This window comes from Rhizobium sp. Leaf321, from assembly GCF_001423215.1.
GTDB classification, from domain to species: domain Bacteria; phylum Pseudomonadota; class Alphaproteobacteria; order Rhizobiales; family Rhizobiaceae; genus Neorhizobium; species Neorhizobium soli.
This window is the reverse complement of sequence record NZ_LMOF01000007.1, coordinates 67,186-81,743: the sequence shown is the minus strand read 5'-3', so window position 1 is coordinate 81,743 and position 14,558 is coordinate 67,186. Positions and strand designations below refer to the sequence as shown.

Below are 14,558 nucleotides of genomic sequence, written 5' to 3'. Positions count from 1 at the left end.
TGCACCCATCGGAGATTCGTTCTAATTCGGCGCCACCACTCGCTTTTTTAGCATCGGATGGCCTCGTGGCGGAGTGGTGACGCAGAGGACTGCAAATCCTCGTACCCCGGTTCAATTCCGGGCGAGGCCTCCATCCCTTTCTTGATATATCGCAATAGGTTAGCATCGGCTCCAGCCGATCGACACGATATGTCCGGTCGCGCACATTCCTCGATGTTATTTAGGTATTGCGACTGGTGCACGAGAACGCCAGCGGATCTTCTTTCACGCCCGCCAGCCTTCCGCCAATTCGCGACTGAAGCTGTCGCCTGCCCGGATCAGCCCACCGGCCGCACCAGTTCTTCGACCAAGCCACGATACGCCTCTGCGGCCAGTTCCAACTCCGCGATGAGGGTCTCGTTCGATGTCGTCTGCGTCCTGAACCCGCTCGTGGTTAGCCACTCGATGTCCGCACGAAGGATTTGGATAGTGTCTTTATAGCGTTGGACGCGATTTTCCGGCTGCATGTTCGGCTCCTGTGAACCGGAACAACTACCGCGCTTTGCGTTCGAGGCAATAAGCGGGATGCCAGAGACCGGACGTTTATCGGCACCGGTCGCTGGTTTGTGTCAAGAATTCAAGGATTGGGCGCGAAGCGTGATGATGTCAGAGAGCAGACGCCGCTGCCGGCTTGCGTCCCCTGGCTGCCGCGGAAAGATCGATCGAGCTTATGGTCGCCACCAGGAACATGACCGGAATGCCGAATTCCAGCACTTCTTCGACGATACCCAACAGAAGATTGGTGTGATCGCTGACAATGACGCCAAAAGGCGCAAGCTTGCGATCCAGCCCATCGATCGACTTGGACACAATGGCAAGACCGATCGCCGCGATGATGTTCCAAGCCCAGGACGCGCGATACCTGACGCCGGAGAGAAGCTCAGGGCCGTTGCGAACGATCAGCCGGAACGCGACGGTTGCCACGAACAGGATCACCAGAACGCCAAAGACGCGCTCGACAGGTTGCGCCATGTTCGTCAGGTAGAGGTTGCTCTTGAGCATGCCGACACTGGTCAGCCGCTTGTCGAGGTCGAGTTCTCGCCCCATCATCAACAGCATGATGGCCGCAACCTGCCAGTCCCGCCGCCATATGTCGCCGGTGCGCGTCCACAGCCACACCATTGCGGTATAGGCGTAAAGAAGGGCCGTCGAAATCTCGAGCGCGCCGGTTTCCTTCGTCAGTGCTGTCGTAAAACCGTTACTCGCAAGGTCTATAGCGAACAGAACGGCAGCCCCGACCAATGCCAGTGTCAAAAGATACCAAGGACGGGAAGTAACAGCGTAGGCGTGGTGTGGGAGCATTTCGATTCTCAAAATTCATGTCGACGAGTGTTGATTGAGGGCGTGGACCGCTTAGCGGACCGCTGACCGGTGCCGTGCGCGCCGATTCTGGATGAAAACGGTCTACTACTGGAGAAGCCGGTAGTCCATGTTTTTGACGGCGGACAGATTCTGCTCGGCCCCTGTTTCCAAGGAAACCGGCAAACCCGAAAAACTGTCGAGCAGTCCTTCACGCCGTTGATTTATTGCTTCTATTAGCAAATTTCCTTTACATTTCTGCAGGCGCGTCTATTTCCGGCCCCTCACGGAATGATCGCAGCGAGGCCGATTTGAAGGATGATCCCGCCACACAACTCGCAGATATTGCGCGGCAACTCGCACTGCTTGCGGAGGCAGCCAAGGCATTGTCGCAGACGCCGCTGGTGGAACTGTCCGGTCAGCTTCTGCCGGCCGGCCGCGACAAGCCGGACGAGCCCAAAACCCCTCTCCCAAACAGCATCAATTAGACTTGAACGGCTCGTATCGGACAAGCTTGCCGTGATCACATGGTCGCGCAGCGGTATGGGGTCTGCGCGGGTGCCGAGAGAGCCCCGCCCATAGCATCGACACGATGCCGCAACATTTCACGATCGGGTCGTAACCAGATATTAACGTTCCTCCATAGGGCTGCGTTAAACTATTTGTCCTAGAAATAGGCAGACGGCGATGTTGCCGCCATACCCTTGTCAGAGGATCGCCATGACGGCGATGGTTCGATATGAAGCTCTCATCTTCCGACGCCGTCATGGCGTTCACGACTATTATATCCCTCGTCAGCATCATTTATGTGGGGCATCTTTTCGTTGCCCTGTTTTGACGGTCTCACCGAGACACGCTGACTGACGGCCTCTCCTCGTCCCCCACAAGCCGCACGCTCGCCCTGATCAACATTCTCGCTCACGGATCAAAATCGTGTTAGAGTGTCTGAAGTCAGGTGTGGGAGACATCTGGCGGCTTGGGTAACGGGAAGAGGAGACCGTTATGCAGTATCTCGATTTTGTAGCCGCGTTGAATCCATTCGTTTTGTGCACTCTTGCTGTCGTGGTGGCCTGCGGCCTCTACGACCGCTGGGCGCAACCGAAATAGTGGATTGCATGCGCAGCCGGGAAATCGCGACGCGTTGCTCGTGTCAATAACCGGTACATCTGGAGGCGGCTTGATGGTCGACTGACGCGCCGCGCGTCGCGCGAGTTCGTTTTGTTGCCTTTGAGTTGCTTGTTTCTGCTGTTATTCAGACTGCATTTCTTATGATAGAGGTGCAGCTTTGCAGGATAACGCGGAATTCGAAGATACATCGGCAGGTCTCAGCGAAACGCTGAGGAAATTGATCGGTCGGATTGACGGCGGCACCGTGACGCTGCGTCAGTTGATGGATGGCGTCGGTGAACAGGGTCTTCTGCTGATCTGCGCGGTCACATCCCTCCCCTTTCTGCTGCCCGTTTCGATCCCGGGTGTTAGCACCGTGTTCGGCGCGGCCATCATAATGATCAGCATTGCTGTGGTGCTGAACCGGATGCCTTGGCTTCCTCGTGCGATTCTCGATCGGGAACTCGACAGCGCAAAGCTGGTGCCGACCCTTGAGAAAGGTGTGAAAATCGTCTCCAGGCTCGACAAATATCTGAAGCACCGCATGGCCGGCATCACGACCGGGCCCATTGCCAACAGGGTCAATGGCCTCGCAATCACGTTCGCCGGTGTGCTGCTGATGTTTCCGCTCGGCCTCATCCCCCTGTCCAACACGCTGCCCGGCATTGCTATTCTGCTTCTGTCGACAGGCATGGTTCAGCGGGATGGTCTCGTCGTTCTCGGCGGTTATTTCTTCAACCTTGCAACGATCGTCTATTTCGGGGCGCTTGCTTATGGCGCGTTCGCCGCCGGCCAGGGCCTGGCGTCACTCGCCGGATAAGCCTCATTCCGGGAGAAGCTCTCGCACCAGGCGACAGCTTCTCCCGGTCTGGTTGACATCATGTCATTTCCGAAGCGAAGCTGCTTGTTTCTCGCGGCGCCTGCGACCCCACCAGACTTCCAGACGACGACGACGACGTCTGACGAAAGCGAGATCCTGCGACAGGATCAAGATACCCAGCGGCACCATCCAGAAGCCCAGAATCGGCAGGAAGCCCAGAATGCCGCCGACGATAAGAACGGTTCCGATGCAGAGCCGCGCCACGCGCGAGCGCGGCATCGGAATGGACCGTCCTGCGATGAAGAGACGACCCTGCCCCGGATCCATTCCAAACCGCCTGCCTTGAGGTTTTTCCACCACGTATACGGCTCCAACTAAACGCTTTTTTGTAGGGGCGAGATGGGGATGCATGGGGATAAAACAAGCCGGACCTAATTTTTTTGAAAAAACCGCTTGGCAAATGCGTGAAGCATTTGTATTACCCCGCTCACACCGCAAGCGCGGTTGTTCCCTGGTAGCTCAGCGGTAGAGCATTCGACTGTTAATCGACAGGTCGCCGGTTCGAATCCGGCCCGGGGAGCCAAATTCTGCGATAAGCGCCTGTTTTTGTTGATCCGTATCCGAAGACAGGCGCTTCTCCACTTCCCCTATTTTGACAAAGCGAAAAAGCAACTTGATATGGCGATTGGTTTCGCGTTCGGGGATGTGTAACGCTGTTGCGTGCAGTTCCACTGCCAAAGAAGAAAGCCGGTCGCGTCCGCTAAGTCGCAACGTGAGTTCTGTGTTTGCTCCCCGCGCTCATCTCAAAGTCGTCTTCACTTCTGATCCGAGGGTGCGGGCGTGCCGGGAAGCGCGTTTTCGCGGGATGGGGCAGCCGGCGTATCGTAATGCGTGCCCTGCGGATCGGGCGGCACACTGTTGGCGGTCGGAGCCTGCGTGACGCCGATGCTAACCGCGACGCCGACGGCGATCGCAACGGCCAAGCCGGCCAACGGAATCAGAGAGCGATGTCGGCTCTCCTTGTAGGAACCGTACGCAAGTGCGAGCCCAAGCATTGCTGCTCCGCCTGCGACGACGATAAACCACATGTAATTAGCCATTATTTTTCCTCCTGAAACCAGAACATGCGTATCTGGCCGAAGTTCCGCGTCCAGCGGAGACGCCTCACCGACGCGACTGTTGCAGGCTGGTGCCGCGCGACGTCGCGAGTGGCGACAGTTGTTCTCGTGCCTTGAAGTGAGCAGACAGGCTAATTCGATCGCGTTCGTTGGGGCGGTGTCACGACGCCCCGTCCCTGGGCACAGTGCCCGGCGATGCCGCCCCTTAAATGCTCCCAACACACATCCGAACCGGGAAAATCCGCTTGTCCTAATGGAACATTGCGCTAGGCTGGAGGTAGAGGACAGTTGACTTAGGGAGGAGACAACTATGCCGCAGCCGAACTGGCAAAAACCGGTCAAAGTCGCGTTTGGGAATCTTGGGACCGAGGTAATCAATGGGCCATCCGAGGCCCTCATCCTGCTACTGGACCACTGGCCGGATCTTCGGGGTCCGCATTTCGTGCGGGCGCGCAGTGCCTGCCGGGCTGCCCTCGACGGCCGTCGTTCGCCGGAGGACGCACGACAGTTTTTCGAGCAGGCCGTGAGCGAAGCGCAAATGCACGTAAACTGATTGGTCTGACTGCTGCGTCTTCAGTTCTGGCCGATTGACGAATGGTTGGCAGCGGACCAACCATTCGATGACAGTGTTCGGCTTTAAAGTCCGATCATATCGCCCATGAGCTGGATCGGCGATCCGCTGAGAGCGATCGGTGCAAACAGGACGGAAAAGCAGACGCACGGCCCCGAATCACCAACGATCGGCCGGTGATCGAGCGTCTCGTCAGCGACCGATATGTCGCCCTGCGTGAAGTTTCCGCGGTGATCGTGGAATTCGCCTTCGATCACCAGCGTGAGTTCGAGACCGTTGTGGCCATGGTTTGGAAGTGCCCTCCCAGGACGGGCCCAGAGGAGACTCGCTTCCACGTCGGGCGACCGCTCGATAACATGCTCGCGCAGTCCCGGCAGCTTGCGCCGCCACGGAATAGAGGTCAGGTCTTTCCCCGTATAACCGCGCAACAGTGCCGGCAACTGGGAACCTTGCTCCGGTGGCAACACGCTCCATGCCGGCGGGTCCGATCTGACAATATCGCTGATGGCCCTGTCTCGAAATTCACGGGACAACGTCTCATCGCAGGTCATGTCTTCCAACCCGTCGCCGGCCAGTCGCTGAAGGGCATCGACAAGCTGGGCATTGGGTTTCTGCATCTGCAGATGGGAACCTAACAAGACGTGGGCTGCCTTTGGCAGAGAGCCGGCTACGTATTGCGAGATCAGAAAATCGACTCTCTCAATATTCAGATGCATAAACTAAGCCGCAATCGTTGGCGTGAACGAAATTCAGTTCTCAAAATCAATGCCATCAGGTCGAATCGTCTGAAACCAAAACCGAGCGCTCCACTCTGCGTAGTGCAGGGCGAAGGATGTATTATACAGTTGCATCCGAGCCATGTCGATAAACCTGCCGGTATTGTCCGGTAGATGACAGTCCTCGGTATGCGGGGGCGATCCCATCGCGCGCGATGCGCGGAAAGGATTTTCTTGGCGCGGATGCCTTGCCCGCCGAATGCAGCCTGATTACATGATCCTTGAAAAAGAAGGCATTTCCCATGGCAATACAATCTTCTGTTCTCGACCTCATCGGCAATACGCCGCTCATCAGGCTGGCGGCTGCATCCGATGCAACCGGATGCGAAATTCTCGGCAAGGCCGAATTTCTCAATCCCGGTCAGTCGGTCAAGGATCGCGCAGCGCTCTATATCATTAGAGATGCCGAGAAGAAGGGGCTTCTGAAGCCGGGCGGAGTGATCGTCGAAGGGACCGCCGGCAATACCGGTATCGGTCTGACCTTGGTCGCGAAGGCATTGGGGTATCGAACCGTCATCGTCATTCCGGAGACCCAGAGCCAGGAGAAGAAGGACGCGCTGAGACTGATGGGCGCCGAGCTCGTGGAAGTACCAGCTGTTCCCTACAAGAACCCGAACAACTATGTGAAGGTTTCCGGTCGCCTTGCCGAGCAGCTTGCCAAGACGGAGCCCGCGGGCGCGATCTGGGCAAACCAGTTCGACAATGTTGCCAACCGGCAGGCCCATATCGAGATGACGGGCCCGGAGATCTTCGAACAGACGGGCGGCAAGGTGGACGGCTTCGTGTGCGCAGTCGGCTCCGGCGGTACGCTGGTCGGTACAGCCATGGCGTTGCGGGCGCTTAAGCCCGGCGTCAAGATCGGCATCGCGGATCCGGAAGGCGCGGCACTCTACGAATTTTATGCGCACGGCGAGATGAAATCCGAGGGAAGTTCGATCACCGAGGGCATCGGTCAGGGACGTATCACCGCCAATCTCGAAGGGTTTGCGCCTGACTTTTCCTATCGCATCTCGGACGCTGAAGCGCTGCCGATCGTGTTCGATCTGATCGAGAACGAGGGGCTTTGCCTTGGCGGCTCTTCCGGCATCAACATCGCTGGCGCGATGCGCCTCGCGAAGGATCTCGGTCCCGGCCATACGATCGTGACGATCCTTTGCGACTACGGCAACCGCTATCAGTCCAAACTTTTCAACCCGGATTTTCTGCAGTCCAAGGGCCTGCCGGTTCCGGGCTGGCTCACGAAGAAGACCAAGATCGATATTCCGTTCGAAACCGTCTGAAACCGACCGCAGAGAACAGAACCGATGGCAACCGAACTCCTCTATCGCGACGACTTCTATCTCTCGACACTGGAGGCGGTTGTTACCGCGATCCATGAGGATGGCGGCATCGAATTCGACCGCACCTGCTTCTATGCGACATCTGGGGGGCAACCTGGTGATACCGGCAGTCTGGAACGCGCCGACGGAACCAGGATCAAGCTTGGCCAGACACGGCACGGCGAGACGAAGGACATCGTCGTCCACGTTCCGCTGGAAGGCGAACCGCGGCCGACGGTAGGTGAAACTGTTGTCATGCATGTCGACTGGGACAGACGGCACAAGCTGATGCGAATGCATACGGCCTGCCATCTGCTGTCGGTCGTCTGCTCCTACCCGATCACCGGTGCCGCAGTTGGCGAAGACGAATCGCGTGTCGATTTCGACATGACGGCCGTGATCGACAAGGACGAGGTGACCGCCGGCTTGATGGATCTCGTCACGCAGAACCATCCGGTCTACCTGCAATGGATCACCGACGCGGAACTGGCGGCCAACCCTGGCATCGTCAAATCGAAGAACGTCCGGCCGCCGGTCGGGCTCGGGCGCGTCAGCCTTGTCTGCATCGGCGAGGATTCGAGCGTTGACAGCCAGCCGTGCGGCGGCACACATGTTGCAAACACCGGGGAAGTGGGCGCTATCCACATTTCCAAAATCGAGAGAAAGGGCAAGGAAAACCGTCGCTTCCGGATCCGGTTCGGCGATATCGCCACGGATGCCTGAAGACACTCGTTTGTCCGGACCGGTTTCTCACCGAATACCGCGTTTTATCAAGGTAGGAGTTTTGACATGAGCGACACCAGCCGTTTCGTCGTTTCGTCCGGGTGGCTCGAAAACGAGCTCGGAAGCCCGGATTTGAGGATCGTCGACGCCTCCTTCTACCTGCCTGCCCACAACCGCGATGCAGATGCCGAATATGCGGCAGGGCATATTCCCGGTGCCGTGCGTTTCGATCACGACAAAGTCGCGGATCATTCCACCGGTCTCCCGCATATGGTGCCCTCGCCCGATGTGTTTGCCGATGCTGTCGGCAAGCTCGGCATCAGCGAGAATGACCGCATCGTCATCTATGACGGCCCGGGCATCTTTTCTTCGCCGCGCGGCTGGTGGCTGTTCCGCATTATGGGTGCGAAACAGGTGTTTATCCTGGACGGTGGCCTCGATGGCTGGAAAGCGGAAGGGCGAGCGCTCGAAACCGAGATCCCCTCGCCGGTTGCGTCAAATTTCGATGCGGAGCTTCGCCTCGACAAGGTCATCGACTACCATCAGATGATGTCGATCGTCAGCGATCGTACAAGCCAGATTGCGGATGCACGGCCGGCCGGACGCTTTACCGGCACAGAGCCGGAACCCCGCGCTGGCATGCGCTCCGGTCACATGCCGGGTGCCGTCAACGCTCCCTCCAGCAGCTTTTCGACAAACGGCAAGCTGAAGACGATACCCGAACTGCGCCAGGCTATCGAAGCCGCGGGAATCGATTTGGGGCGCCCGGTCGTGACGAGCTGCGGTTCGGGCATTACCGCTGCGATCATCACGCTTGCGCTGGAATCGCTCGGGCATGAGGACAACGCGCTTTATGACGGGTCTTGGACGGAATGGGGCGGACGCTCGGACACGCCGATCGAGACAGGACCGGCTAAGCCTACCCCTGCAATCTCGTCGCAGGCGTAACGATGGCGAAAAAGCCCGTACCGCTGAAGGCGCGCGTCACCGTTCTGGAAATGACGGCCGCGCCCAAGACAAGCATACCGATTCCGGCCAACATTCAAACCGCCATCATACGCGCTACCGAAGTGCCGTTGCATTTCTACCGGTACCTATACCGGCAAGTCGGCAAACGCTGGCACTGGTACGATAGGCTACGGCTGTCCGACGCAGAGCTTGCGGCCGCGATCCACAACCCGCGCTGTTCGATCACGATCCTTCTAGTCGACGGATCGCCAGCCGGCTTCTACGAGCTGAACTCTACTGACGACAACGTCGTAGAGCTGTCCTATTTCGGCCTGTTCGAACGGGCCCTCGGGCTCGGCATCGGCAAGTGGTTCCTGACGCAGGCTCTTTATTCTGCGTGGCAGAACAACCCGGAGAAGGTCACCGTCACCACCAATTCGCTCGACCATCCCCGAGCGCTGCAGCTCTACCAGATGATGGGTTTTTCGCCTGTCTCGACATACGAGGCCGAGATCGTGCCGATGACCAGCGCGGAACTGGTAAAGGTGCTGGACAGCTAGCTCGCGCAAGGATCGGGTGGCGCTTCAAAGCTCGACGGGTCATCTCCTATATATAGAAAAGGAGATGACCATGCCAATCTTCAACGCGATCCCGGGTGACCACGCAGAGCATCTATGGAACGGAGGCAGCGATTCCTACGGACACCAGCCGGAGACCATGATCTCGGATGGTCCCGGATATCCCTGCCGCCATTGCCTCAGGAATATCGACGCGGGCGAAAGCCTGTTCGTTCTTGCCTATCGACCGTTTCCGACAACGCAGCCCTATGCCGAAACCGGTCCCATCTTCCTGCATAAGACGCCCTGCCCACGGTTTATCGCGGAAGAGGTTCTACCGCCAATTCTGGTCAGTCCCGATTACATCGTCCGGGGTTATGCAGAAGATAACAGGATCGTCTATGGCACGGGTGCGGTGACCCCGACGTCCGACATCATGCGGCGCGCCGAAGACCTGCTTCAACGCGCCGATATCGCCTATGTCCACGTTCGTTCGGCCCGCAACAACTGTTTCCAGTGCCGGATTGACGCGGCTTAGCAGGAGCCCCTTATGCCTGCGGGTCTCCGCCGTCCCGCTCCAGCTTTTCGGCAAAATCGAGGAGCTGCCGCACGAGATCGCCCGCAGCCTTGTCGTTTTGTTCGATCCTGCGAGCCGACACTTCTCTCAGGTTGAGAAGCGCCGCTTCCACACTGCGCGGCAGAGCCGGGCCGCGGTCATGATGTGGCCCCCTGTCGTGATCGCGGTGGTGTTCGTGCCGTTCCTGCTTCTGCTTGATCTTTTCAGCCAGCTCGGACAAGCGCTCGAGGATGGTCGTTGCGAAACTGCGGTTCTCATCGAGGTGCGCACGGCCCTCGTCAGTGATGGTGTAACGCTTCTTGTTGCCATCCGCTTCAGCCGTCACGTAACCGGCTTCTTCAAGATAGGTCAGCGTCGGATAGATGACGCCGGGGCTGGGTGCGTAGAAACCATACGTCATATCTTCGATATGTTTTATGATCTCGTAGCCGTGGCGGGCTTCTTTCTCGATCAAGGCCAGGACGACCAGTCTGAGATCGCCCTGCATCAGAAAGCGACCGATACGACCCTCGCCATCATCGCCGAAGCCACGACCACCGCCCGGCCCGCCTTTTCCGCCAAAACCCCTACCCGCAAAGCCTTTGCTGAACGGACCGCCCCGCATGGTAAATAGTCCCTCGAAGCCCGAGCGATCGGCGTTGCAGCTTCTGTGGGTTTCAAATCGTTGAAACATCTTACTCTCCTTTAGAGTATCTTTCGATATATCTAAAGCTAGCACATTTCCGCAATACTGCAAGCTGCCAGATATATCTAAGTCATATCCGTTTGATTTTTGTGGCGGATTTTTTTCGAGCTATCTGCGGCGCGCGGTGCGGTCGACCCGGATTGACCGTCGCGTCGTTACCCGGCAGTCACCGAACTTTCGCCGACCGTCATTTTAGGGATGCGTCCGTGGGCGATTGTGCCTAAGCTCGCCTCCATCAGTGATCCGGAGGGAGATATTAGATGTCGCTTTTCACCAAAGACCTTTTCGAAAATCATGCGGTCTCGCGCCGATCCCTTCTCGGTGGCATTGCGGCCACATCGGCGCTGGTCATGCTCCACCCGTTTGCGGCACGCGCGGCCGCCAACCAGGCGCATCTGCGGCTGATGGAGACGACAGACATCCACGTGCATGTCTTCCCTTATGATTATTATGCCGACAAGCCGAACGACACACTTGGACTGGCCCGTACCGCCTCGATCATCGATTCGATTCGAGCCGAAGCCGGAAATTCGATGCTGATCGACAACGGCGACTTCCTGCAGGGCAATCCGCTCGGGGACTACATCGCCTATGAGCGTGGCATGAAGGAGGGCGACAAGCATCCGGTGATCACTGCGATGAACGTGCTGGGATATGACGTCGGCACGCTTGGAAACCACGAATTCAACTACGGCCTCGATTTCCTGTTCAAGGTTCTTGCAGGATCCGGCTTCCCGCATGTATGCGCCAACCTGACCAAGGGCCAGCTTGCCTCCAGTGCCAAGGACGACGATCTCTTCTTCAAACCCTACGTGATCATCGAAAAGCAGATCCGCGACGGTTCCGGCCAGTCGACCCCGATCAAGGTCGGCTTTATCGGTTTCGTGCCGCCACAGATCATGACCTGGGATAGCAAGAATCTTGAGGGCAAGGCGCAGACGCGCGATATCGTCGATGCTGCCAAGGCCTGGGTGCCCGTCATGAAGGAGGAAGGCGCCGACATCGTCATCGCCCTCTCTCATTCCGGCATCGATGGTTCCGGCCAGAGCGATCGGATGGAAAACGCGTCTCTTTATCTCGCAGGGATCGAGGGTATCGATGCGATCTTCACCGGTCACCAGCATCTGGTCTTCCCGGGTCCAAAGGATTTCGAGGGCATTGCCGGCGCTGATGCCAAGAAAGGCACGCTGATGGGCAAGCCCGCCGTCATGGCCGGGTTCTGGGGCTCCCATATGGGTCTGATCGACCTGTTGATCGAAAAGGATGGCAGCGGCTGGAAGATCGTCGATTCCACCTCGGAAGTCAGACCGATCTATCACCGTGACGAAAATCGCAAGATCGTTGCCGACGTCAAGGACAAGCCTGAGGTCACAGCGGCCATCAAGCCGGAACACGAGGCGACGCTTGCCTATATCCGCCGCCCGGTCGGCAAGACATCTGCGCCGCTCTATTCCTACTTCGCGCTGGTCGCGGATGATCCGTCGGTGCAGATCGTCTCAAATGCGCAGACCTGGTACATCAAGGACATGCTGAAGGAAGGCGAGTACAAGGACCTCCCGGTGCTGTCCGCTGCCGCTCCCTTCAAGGCCGGCGGTCGCGGCGGTGCGGATTACTTCACCGACGTCCCGACCGGCGACATCGCCATCAAGAATGTCGCGGATCTCTATCTCTATCCCAACACGGTTCAGGCCGTGCTGATATCGGGCGCGCAGGTCAAGAACTGGCTGGAAATGTCGGCTGGCATGTTCAACCAGGTCAAGCCGGGATCAAAGGATGTTCCGCTGCTCAACGCCGGTTTCCCGTCCTACAATTTCGACGTGATCGATGGCGTGACCTACCAGATCGACCTGTCCCAGCCGTCGCGCTTCGACAAGGATGGAAAGGTACTGGACGAGAATGCTCACCGTATCGTCGACCTGAAGTTTGACGGCAAGCCGATCGATCCGGCACAGAAGTTTGTCGTCGTCACCAATAACTACCGTGCCGGCGGTGGGGGCAAGTTTCCGGAGATCGCCAGCGACAAGGTCATTTTCGTCGCACCAGACACCAACCGCGACGTCGTTGTTCGCTACATCATCGATCAAGGGACGATCAATCCTTCGGCCGACGACAACTGGTCGTTCAAGGCGCAGCCCGGATCCACGGCCCTGTTCGAGACCGGACCCAAGGCGCGCCAGTTTGCCGGCAGTCTGAAGGGGACGAAGATCGAGGATGCCGGCGACGGCGAGAACGGTTTCGCGAAGTTCAGACTGGTGCTCTGAGACGCCCCATCCAGTCGTCCGGCCGAGGACGCGTGTTATTCGGCAGCCTGCCAATACGTCCTTTCCGGCTCCTGCTTCAGGAGTTCGGGAAGGTCATCATGGTTAGGACATAAGGACAGCTTGGCTGCAAACGATTCGATCAACCACTGTCCCGCGGGTCCGGGCGGATTGGATGCCTTTCGCAAGGCGTAGATCGGATATTGCCCCTGCTCGTAAGCGTCGATATCCAACGCGACCAGATCGCCGTTGCGGATGTCATCGAGCACCAGGGACGCCGGAAGCCCACCCCAACCAAGCCCACCCTTGATCAGCTGATACTTGGTGGCGATGTCGCTGATGCGCCAGATCTTGTAGGACAGGACATTGAAGTTACGCCCTGCGGTAAGCCCTGACGCGTCGGTCACGACCAGTTGCGTCTCGTCGCGCACATCGGCAAGGGTGAGTGTGCGGTTGAGCTTCACCAGTGGATGGTCAGGCGCTGCGACCGGCAAGAGGTAGGAATGACCGATCCTTTCGGCAATCAGCGAATCGTCCTGCTTCAGGAGAGCGCCACCGATGCCGATGCCGGCCCGTCCACTGATGACCTGGCCCATCACCATGCCGAGTTCCCCGACGCTGAGGTTGAGGGCGACACTTGGAAATTTCTCTCGGAATTCGCGTAGCTGGCTTACCACCGCGTCGGCCGGCACCATCACGCTGACGGCCAGCGTGATCTCGGCTTCCAATCCCTGAGTGATGCTCTTTGCCCGAGACCGCATGATCTGCAGGTCGGCAACGATCCGCCGCGCATCCATCAGCATCGCCCGCCCGGCCTCGGTCAGTTTTGGCTGACGCGCCCCGGCCCGGTCGAACAACTGTATCTCAAGCTGCGTCTCGAGGTTGGCAATCGTGTAGCTGACAACCGACTGAGCCCGGTTCAGCAGGCGTGAGGCGGCTGAAAAACTGCCGCTTTCGGCGACTGCGATGAAGACCTGCAGCTGATCGAGCGTGGGATTCGCGTCCATTTGACCTATCCAGATTTTAGATGGAAAGCTTCGACATTATCCCCATTCCATCGATTGCCGTCTACTCCTATTTGTCTTCTCAGACAGGCGACCTCCAGTCTCCCATCGTCGAGAAATTCATAGGAAACAAAGCAATGCCATCCATCCTTCTCGTGACATCCAGCCCTCGCGGCAACGAATCGCTGTCGACAAAGATTGCGACGGAATTTGTCGACAAGCTGAAGGTCCAGCATCCGGGCGCGACTGTTGTGACCCGTGATTTGGGTCAGAACCCGATCGCCCATCTCGACACCGTGACCACATCTGCGATCCGCAAGCCCGCAGATGCTCGCAATTCCGAGGAAGCGGCAGCAGCGAAACTGTCCGACGAACTCGTCGCCGAGTTGCTCGCCGCCGATACGGTCGTGCTTGCCACGGGCCTGATCAATTTCAATATCTATTCGACGCTGAAAAGCTGGATCGACAACGTTGCCCGCGCCGGCATGACGTTCCGCTACACAGCCGAAGGTCCGCAGGGACTTGCGACCGGCAAGAAGGTATATGTCGTTCTGTCGGCCGCCGGCATCTATTCGGAAGGCCCGGCCATGGCGATGAACCACGCCGTTCCTTACCTCAAGACGGTTCTTGGCTTCATGGGCATGACGGATGTCGAAGTGATCTACATTGAAGGTACCGCATTCGGTCCGGAAGCGTATGAGAAGGCGATTGCCGCCGCACAGGATCGCACGCAGCAGCTTGCACTGGCGGCCTGATC

Annotated in this window: 17 protein-coding genes and 2 tRNA genes; 12 read left to right on the top strand and 7 right to left on the bottom strand. The window is 58.2% G+C overall.

The features are described from left to right. Nucleotides 1-59 precede the first annotated feature (59 nt). Nucleotides 60-133 (top strand) — tRNA-Cys (locus ASF70_RS13190). Nucleotides 134-317: 184 nt separating this feature from the next. Here the strand turns inward: ASF70_RS13190 and ASF70_RS13185 are convergent. Both ASF70_RS13185 and ASF70_RS13180 read right to left on the bottom strand, forming a co-directional pair. Next, nucleotides 318-506, bottom strand: coding sequence for a hypothetical protein (locus tag ASF70_RS13185; protein ID WP_062580327.1), 189 nt, complete (start codon nucleotides 504-506; stop codon nucleotides 318-320). A gap of 139 nt (nucleotides 507-645) precedes the next feature. Beyond that, nucleotides 646-1,341, bottom strand: a complete 696-nt coding sequence (locus tag ASF70_RS13180) for a hypothetical protein (RefSeq protein ID WP_139283852.1) — start codon at nucleotides 1,339-1,341, stop codon at nucleotides 646-648. A 308-nt stretch (nucleotides 1,342-1,649) separates the two neighbouring features. On the opposite strand from ASF70_RS13180, the gene ASF70_RS23985 reads away from it, so the two are divergent. Further along, entirely contained in the window at nucleotides 1,650-1,826 is a 177-nt protein-coding gene (locus tag ASF70_RS23985; protein ID WP_156461831.1) for a hypothetical protein, read from the top strand. 797 nt (nucleotides 1,827-2,623) lie between these two features. Continuing rightward, on the top strand, nucleotides 2,624-3,265 hold the full coding sequence (locus ASF70_RS13175; RefSeq protein ID WP_062580325.1) for an exopolysaccharide biosynthesis protein: 642 nt from the start codon (nucleotides 2,624-2,626) through the stop codon (nucleotides 3,263-3,265). A 63-nt stretch (nucleotides 3,266-3,328) separates the two neighbouring features. Here ASF70_RS13175 and ASF70_RS13170 read toward each other — a convergent pair whose 3' ends face one another. Beyond that, the gene (locus tag ASF70_RS13170) at nucleotides 3,329-3,592 is read right to left on the bottom strand and encodes a PGPGW domain-containing protein (protein WP_062457597.1); all 264 of its coding nucleotides are present in this window, start codon (nucleotides 3,590-3,592) and stop codon (nucleotides 3,329-3,331) included. A 181-nt stretch (nucleotides 3,593-3,773) separates the two neighbouring features. Between ASF70_RS13170 and ASF70_RS13165 the strand changes: the two genes are divergently transcribed. Beyond that, nucleotides 3,774-3,848: transfer RNA gene (locus ASF70_RS13165), tRNA-Asn, on the top strand. Nucleotides 3,849-4,080: 232 nt separating this feature from the next. Here ASF70_RS13165 and ASF70_RS13160 read toward each other — a convergent pair. After that, nucleotides 4,081-4,365 carry a hypothetical protein gene (locus ASF70_RS13160; RefSeq protein ID WP_156461830.1) on the bottom strand — a complete coding sequence of 95 codons (285 nt, stop codon included), beginning with the start codon at nucleotides 4,363-4,365 and terminating at the stop codon, nucleotides 4,081-4,083. Nucleotides 4,366-4,693: 328 nt separating this feature from the next. Here ASF70_RS13160 and ASF70_RS13155 point away from each other — a divergent pair, with 328 nt between their 5' ends. Next, a complete protein-coding gene (locus ASF70_RS13155) occupies nucleotides 4,694-4,936 on the top strand; it encodes a DUF982 domain-containing protein (RefSeq protein ID WP_062457603.1) in 243 nt (80 codons plus the stop codon). Nucleotides 4,937-5,019: 83 nt separating this feature from the next. On the opposite strand, the gene ASF70_RS13150 is transcribed toward ASF70_RS13155, so the two are convergent. After that, nucleotides 5,020-5,571, bottom strand: coding sequence for a cupin domain-containing protein (locus ASF70_RS13150; RefSeq protein WP_244474036.1), 552 nt, complete (start codon nucleotides 5,569-5,571; stop codon nucleotides 5,020-5,022). 401 nt (nucleotides 5,572-5,972) lie between these two features. Between ASF70_RS13150 and ASF70_RS13145 the strand changes: the two genes are divergently transcribed. The 5 genes from ASF70_RS13145 (at nucleotide 5,973) to ASF70_RS13125 (ending at nucleotide 9,815) form a co-directional block, all read left to right on the top strand. Then, entirely contained in the window at nucleotides 5,973-7,010 is a 1,038-nt protein-coding gene (locus tag ASF70_RS13145; protein WP_062580321.1) for a cysteine synthase A, read from the top strand. A gap of 24 nt (nucleotides 7,011-7,034) precedes the next feature. Further along, nucleotides 7,035-7,772, top strand: a complete 738-nt coding sequence (locus ASF70_RS13140; RefSeq protein WP_062580319.1) for an alanyl-tRNA editing protein — start codon at nucleotides 7,035-7,037, stop codon at nucleotides 7,770-7,772. A gap of 66 nt (nucleotides 7,773-7,838) precedes the next feature. Beyond that, nucleotides 7,839-8,720 carry a 3-mercaptopyruvate sulfurtransferase gene (gene sseA / locus ASF70_RS13135; RefSeq protein ID WP_062580317.1) on the top strand — a complete coding sequence of 294 codons (882 nt, stop codon included), beginning with the start codon at nucleotides 7,839-7,841 and terminating at the stop codon, nucleotides 8,718-8,720. Between the two features lie 2 nt (nucleotides 8,721-8,722). Next, nucleotides 8,723-9,280: a GNAT family N-acetyltransferase gene (locus ASF70_RS13130; RefSeq protein ID WP_062580315.1), complete on the top strand. Its 558-nt coding sequence runs from the start codon at nucleotides 8,723-8,725 to the stop codon at nucleotides 9,278-9,280. Between the two features lie 64 nt (nucleotides 9,281-9,344). Then, a complete protein-coding gene (locus ASF70_RS13125) occupies nucleotides 9,345-9,815 on the top strand; it encodes a DUF1203 domain-containing protein (protein WP_062580314.1) in 471 nt (156 codons plus the stop codon). A 10-nt stretch (nucleotides 9,816-9,825) separates the two neighbouring features. Here ASF70_RS13125 and ASF70_RS13120 read toward each other — a convergent pair whose 3' ends face one another. Then, on the bottom strand, nucleotides 9,826-10,527 hold the full coding sequence (locus ASF70_RS13120) for a PadR family transcriptional regulator (RefSeq protein WP_062580312.1): 702 nt from the start codon (nucleotides 10,525-10,527) through the stop codon (nucleotides 9,826-9,828). 272 nt (nucleotides 10,528-10,799) lie between these two features. On the opposite strand from ASF70_RS13120, the gene ASF70_RS13115 reads away from it, so the two are divergent. Next, nucleotides 10,800-12,800, top strand: coding sequence for a bifunctional 2',3'-cyclic-nucleotide 2'-phosphodiesterase/3'-nucleotidase (locus tag ASF70_RS13115; RefSeq protein WP_062580310.1), 2,001 nt, complete (start codon nucleotides 10,800-10,802; stop codon nucleotides 12,798-12,800). A 35-nt stretch (nucleotides 12,801-12,835) separates the two neighbouring features. Here ASF70_RS13115 and ASF70_RS13110 read toward each other — a convergent pair whose 3' ends face one another. After that, a complete protein-coding gene (locus tag ASF70_RS13110) occupies nucleotides 12,836-13,804 on the bottom strand; it encodes a LysR family transcriptional regulator (protein ID WP_062580308.1) in 969 nt (322 codons plus the stop codon). Nucleotides 13,805-13,938: 134 nt separating this feature from the next. On the opposite strand from ASF70_RS13110, the gene ASF70_RS13105 reads away from it, so the two are divergent. Beyond that, entirely contained in the window at nucleotides 13,939-14,556 is a 618-nt protein-coding gene (locus tag ASF70_RS13105; protein WP_062581389.1) for an FMN-dependent NADH-azoreductase, read from the top strand. The last annotated feature ends 2 nt before the right edge of the window (nucleotides 14,557-14,558 follow it).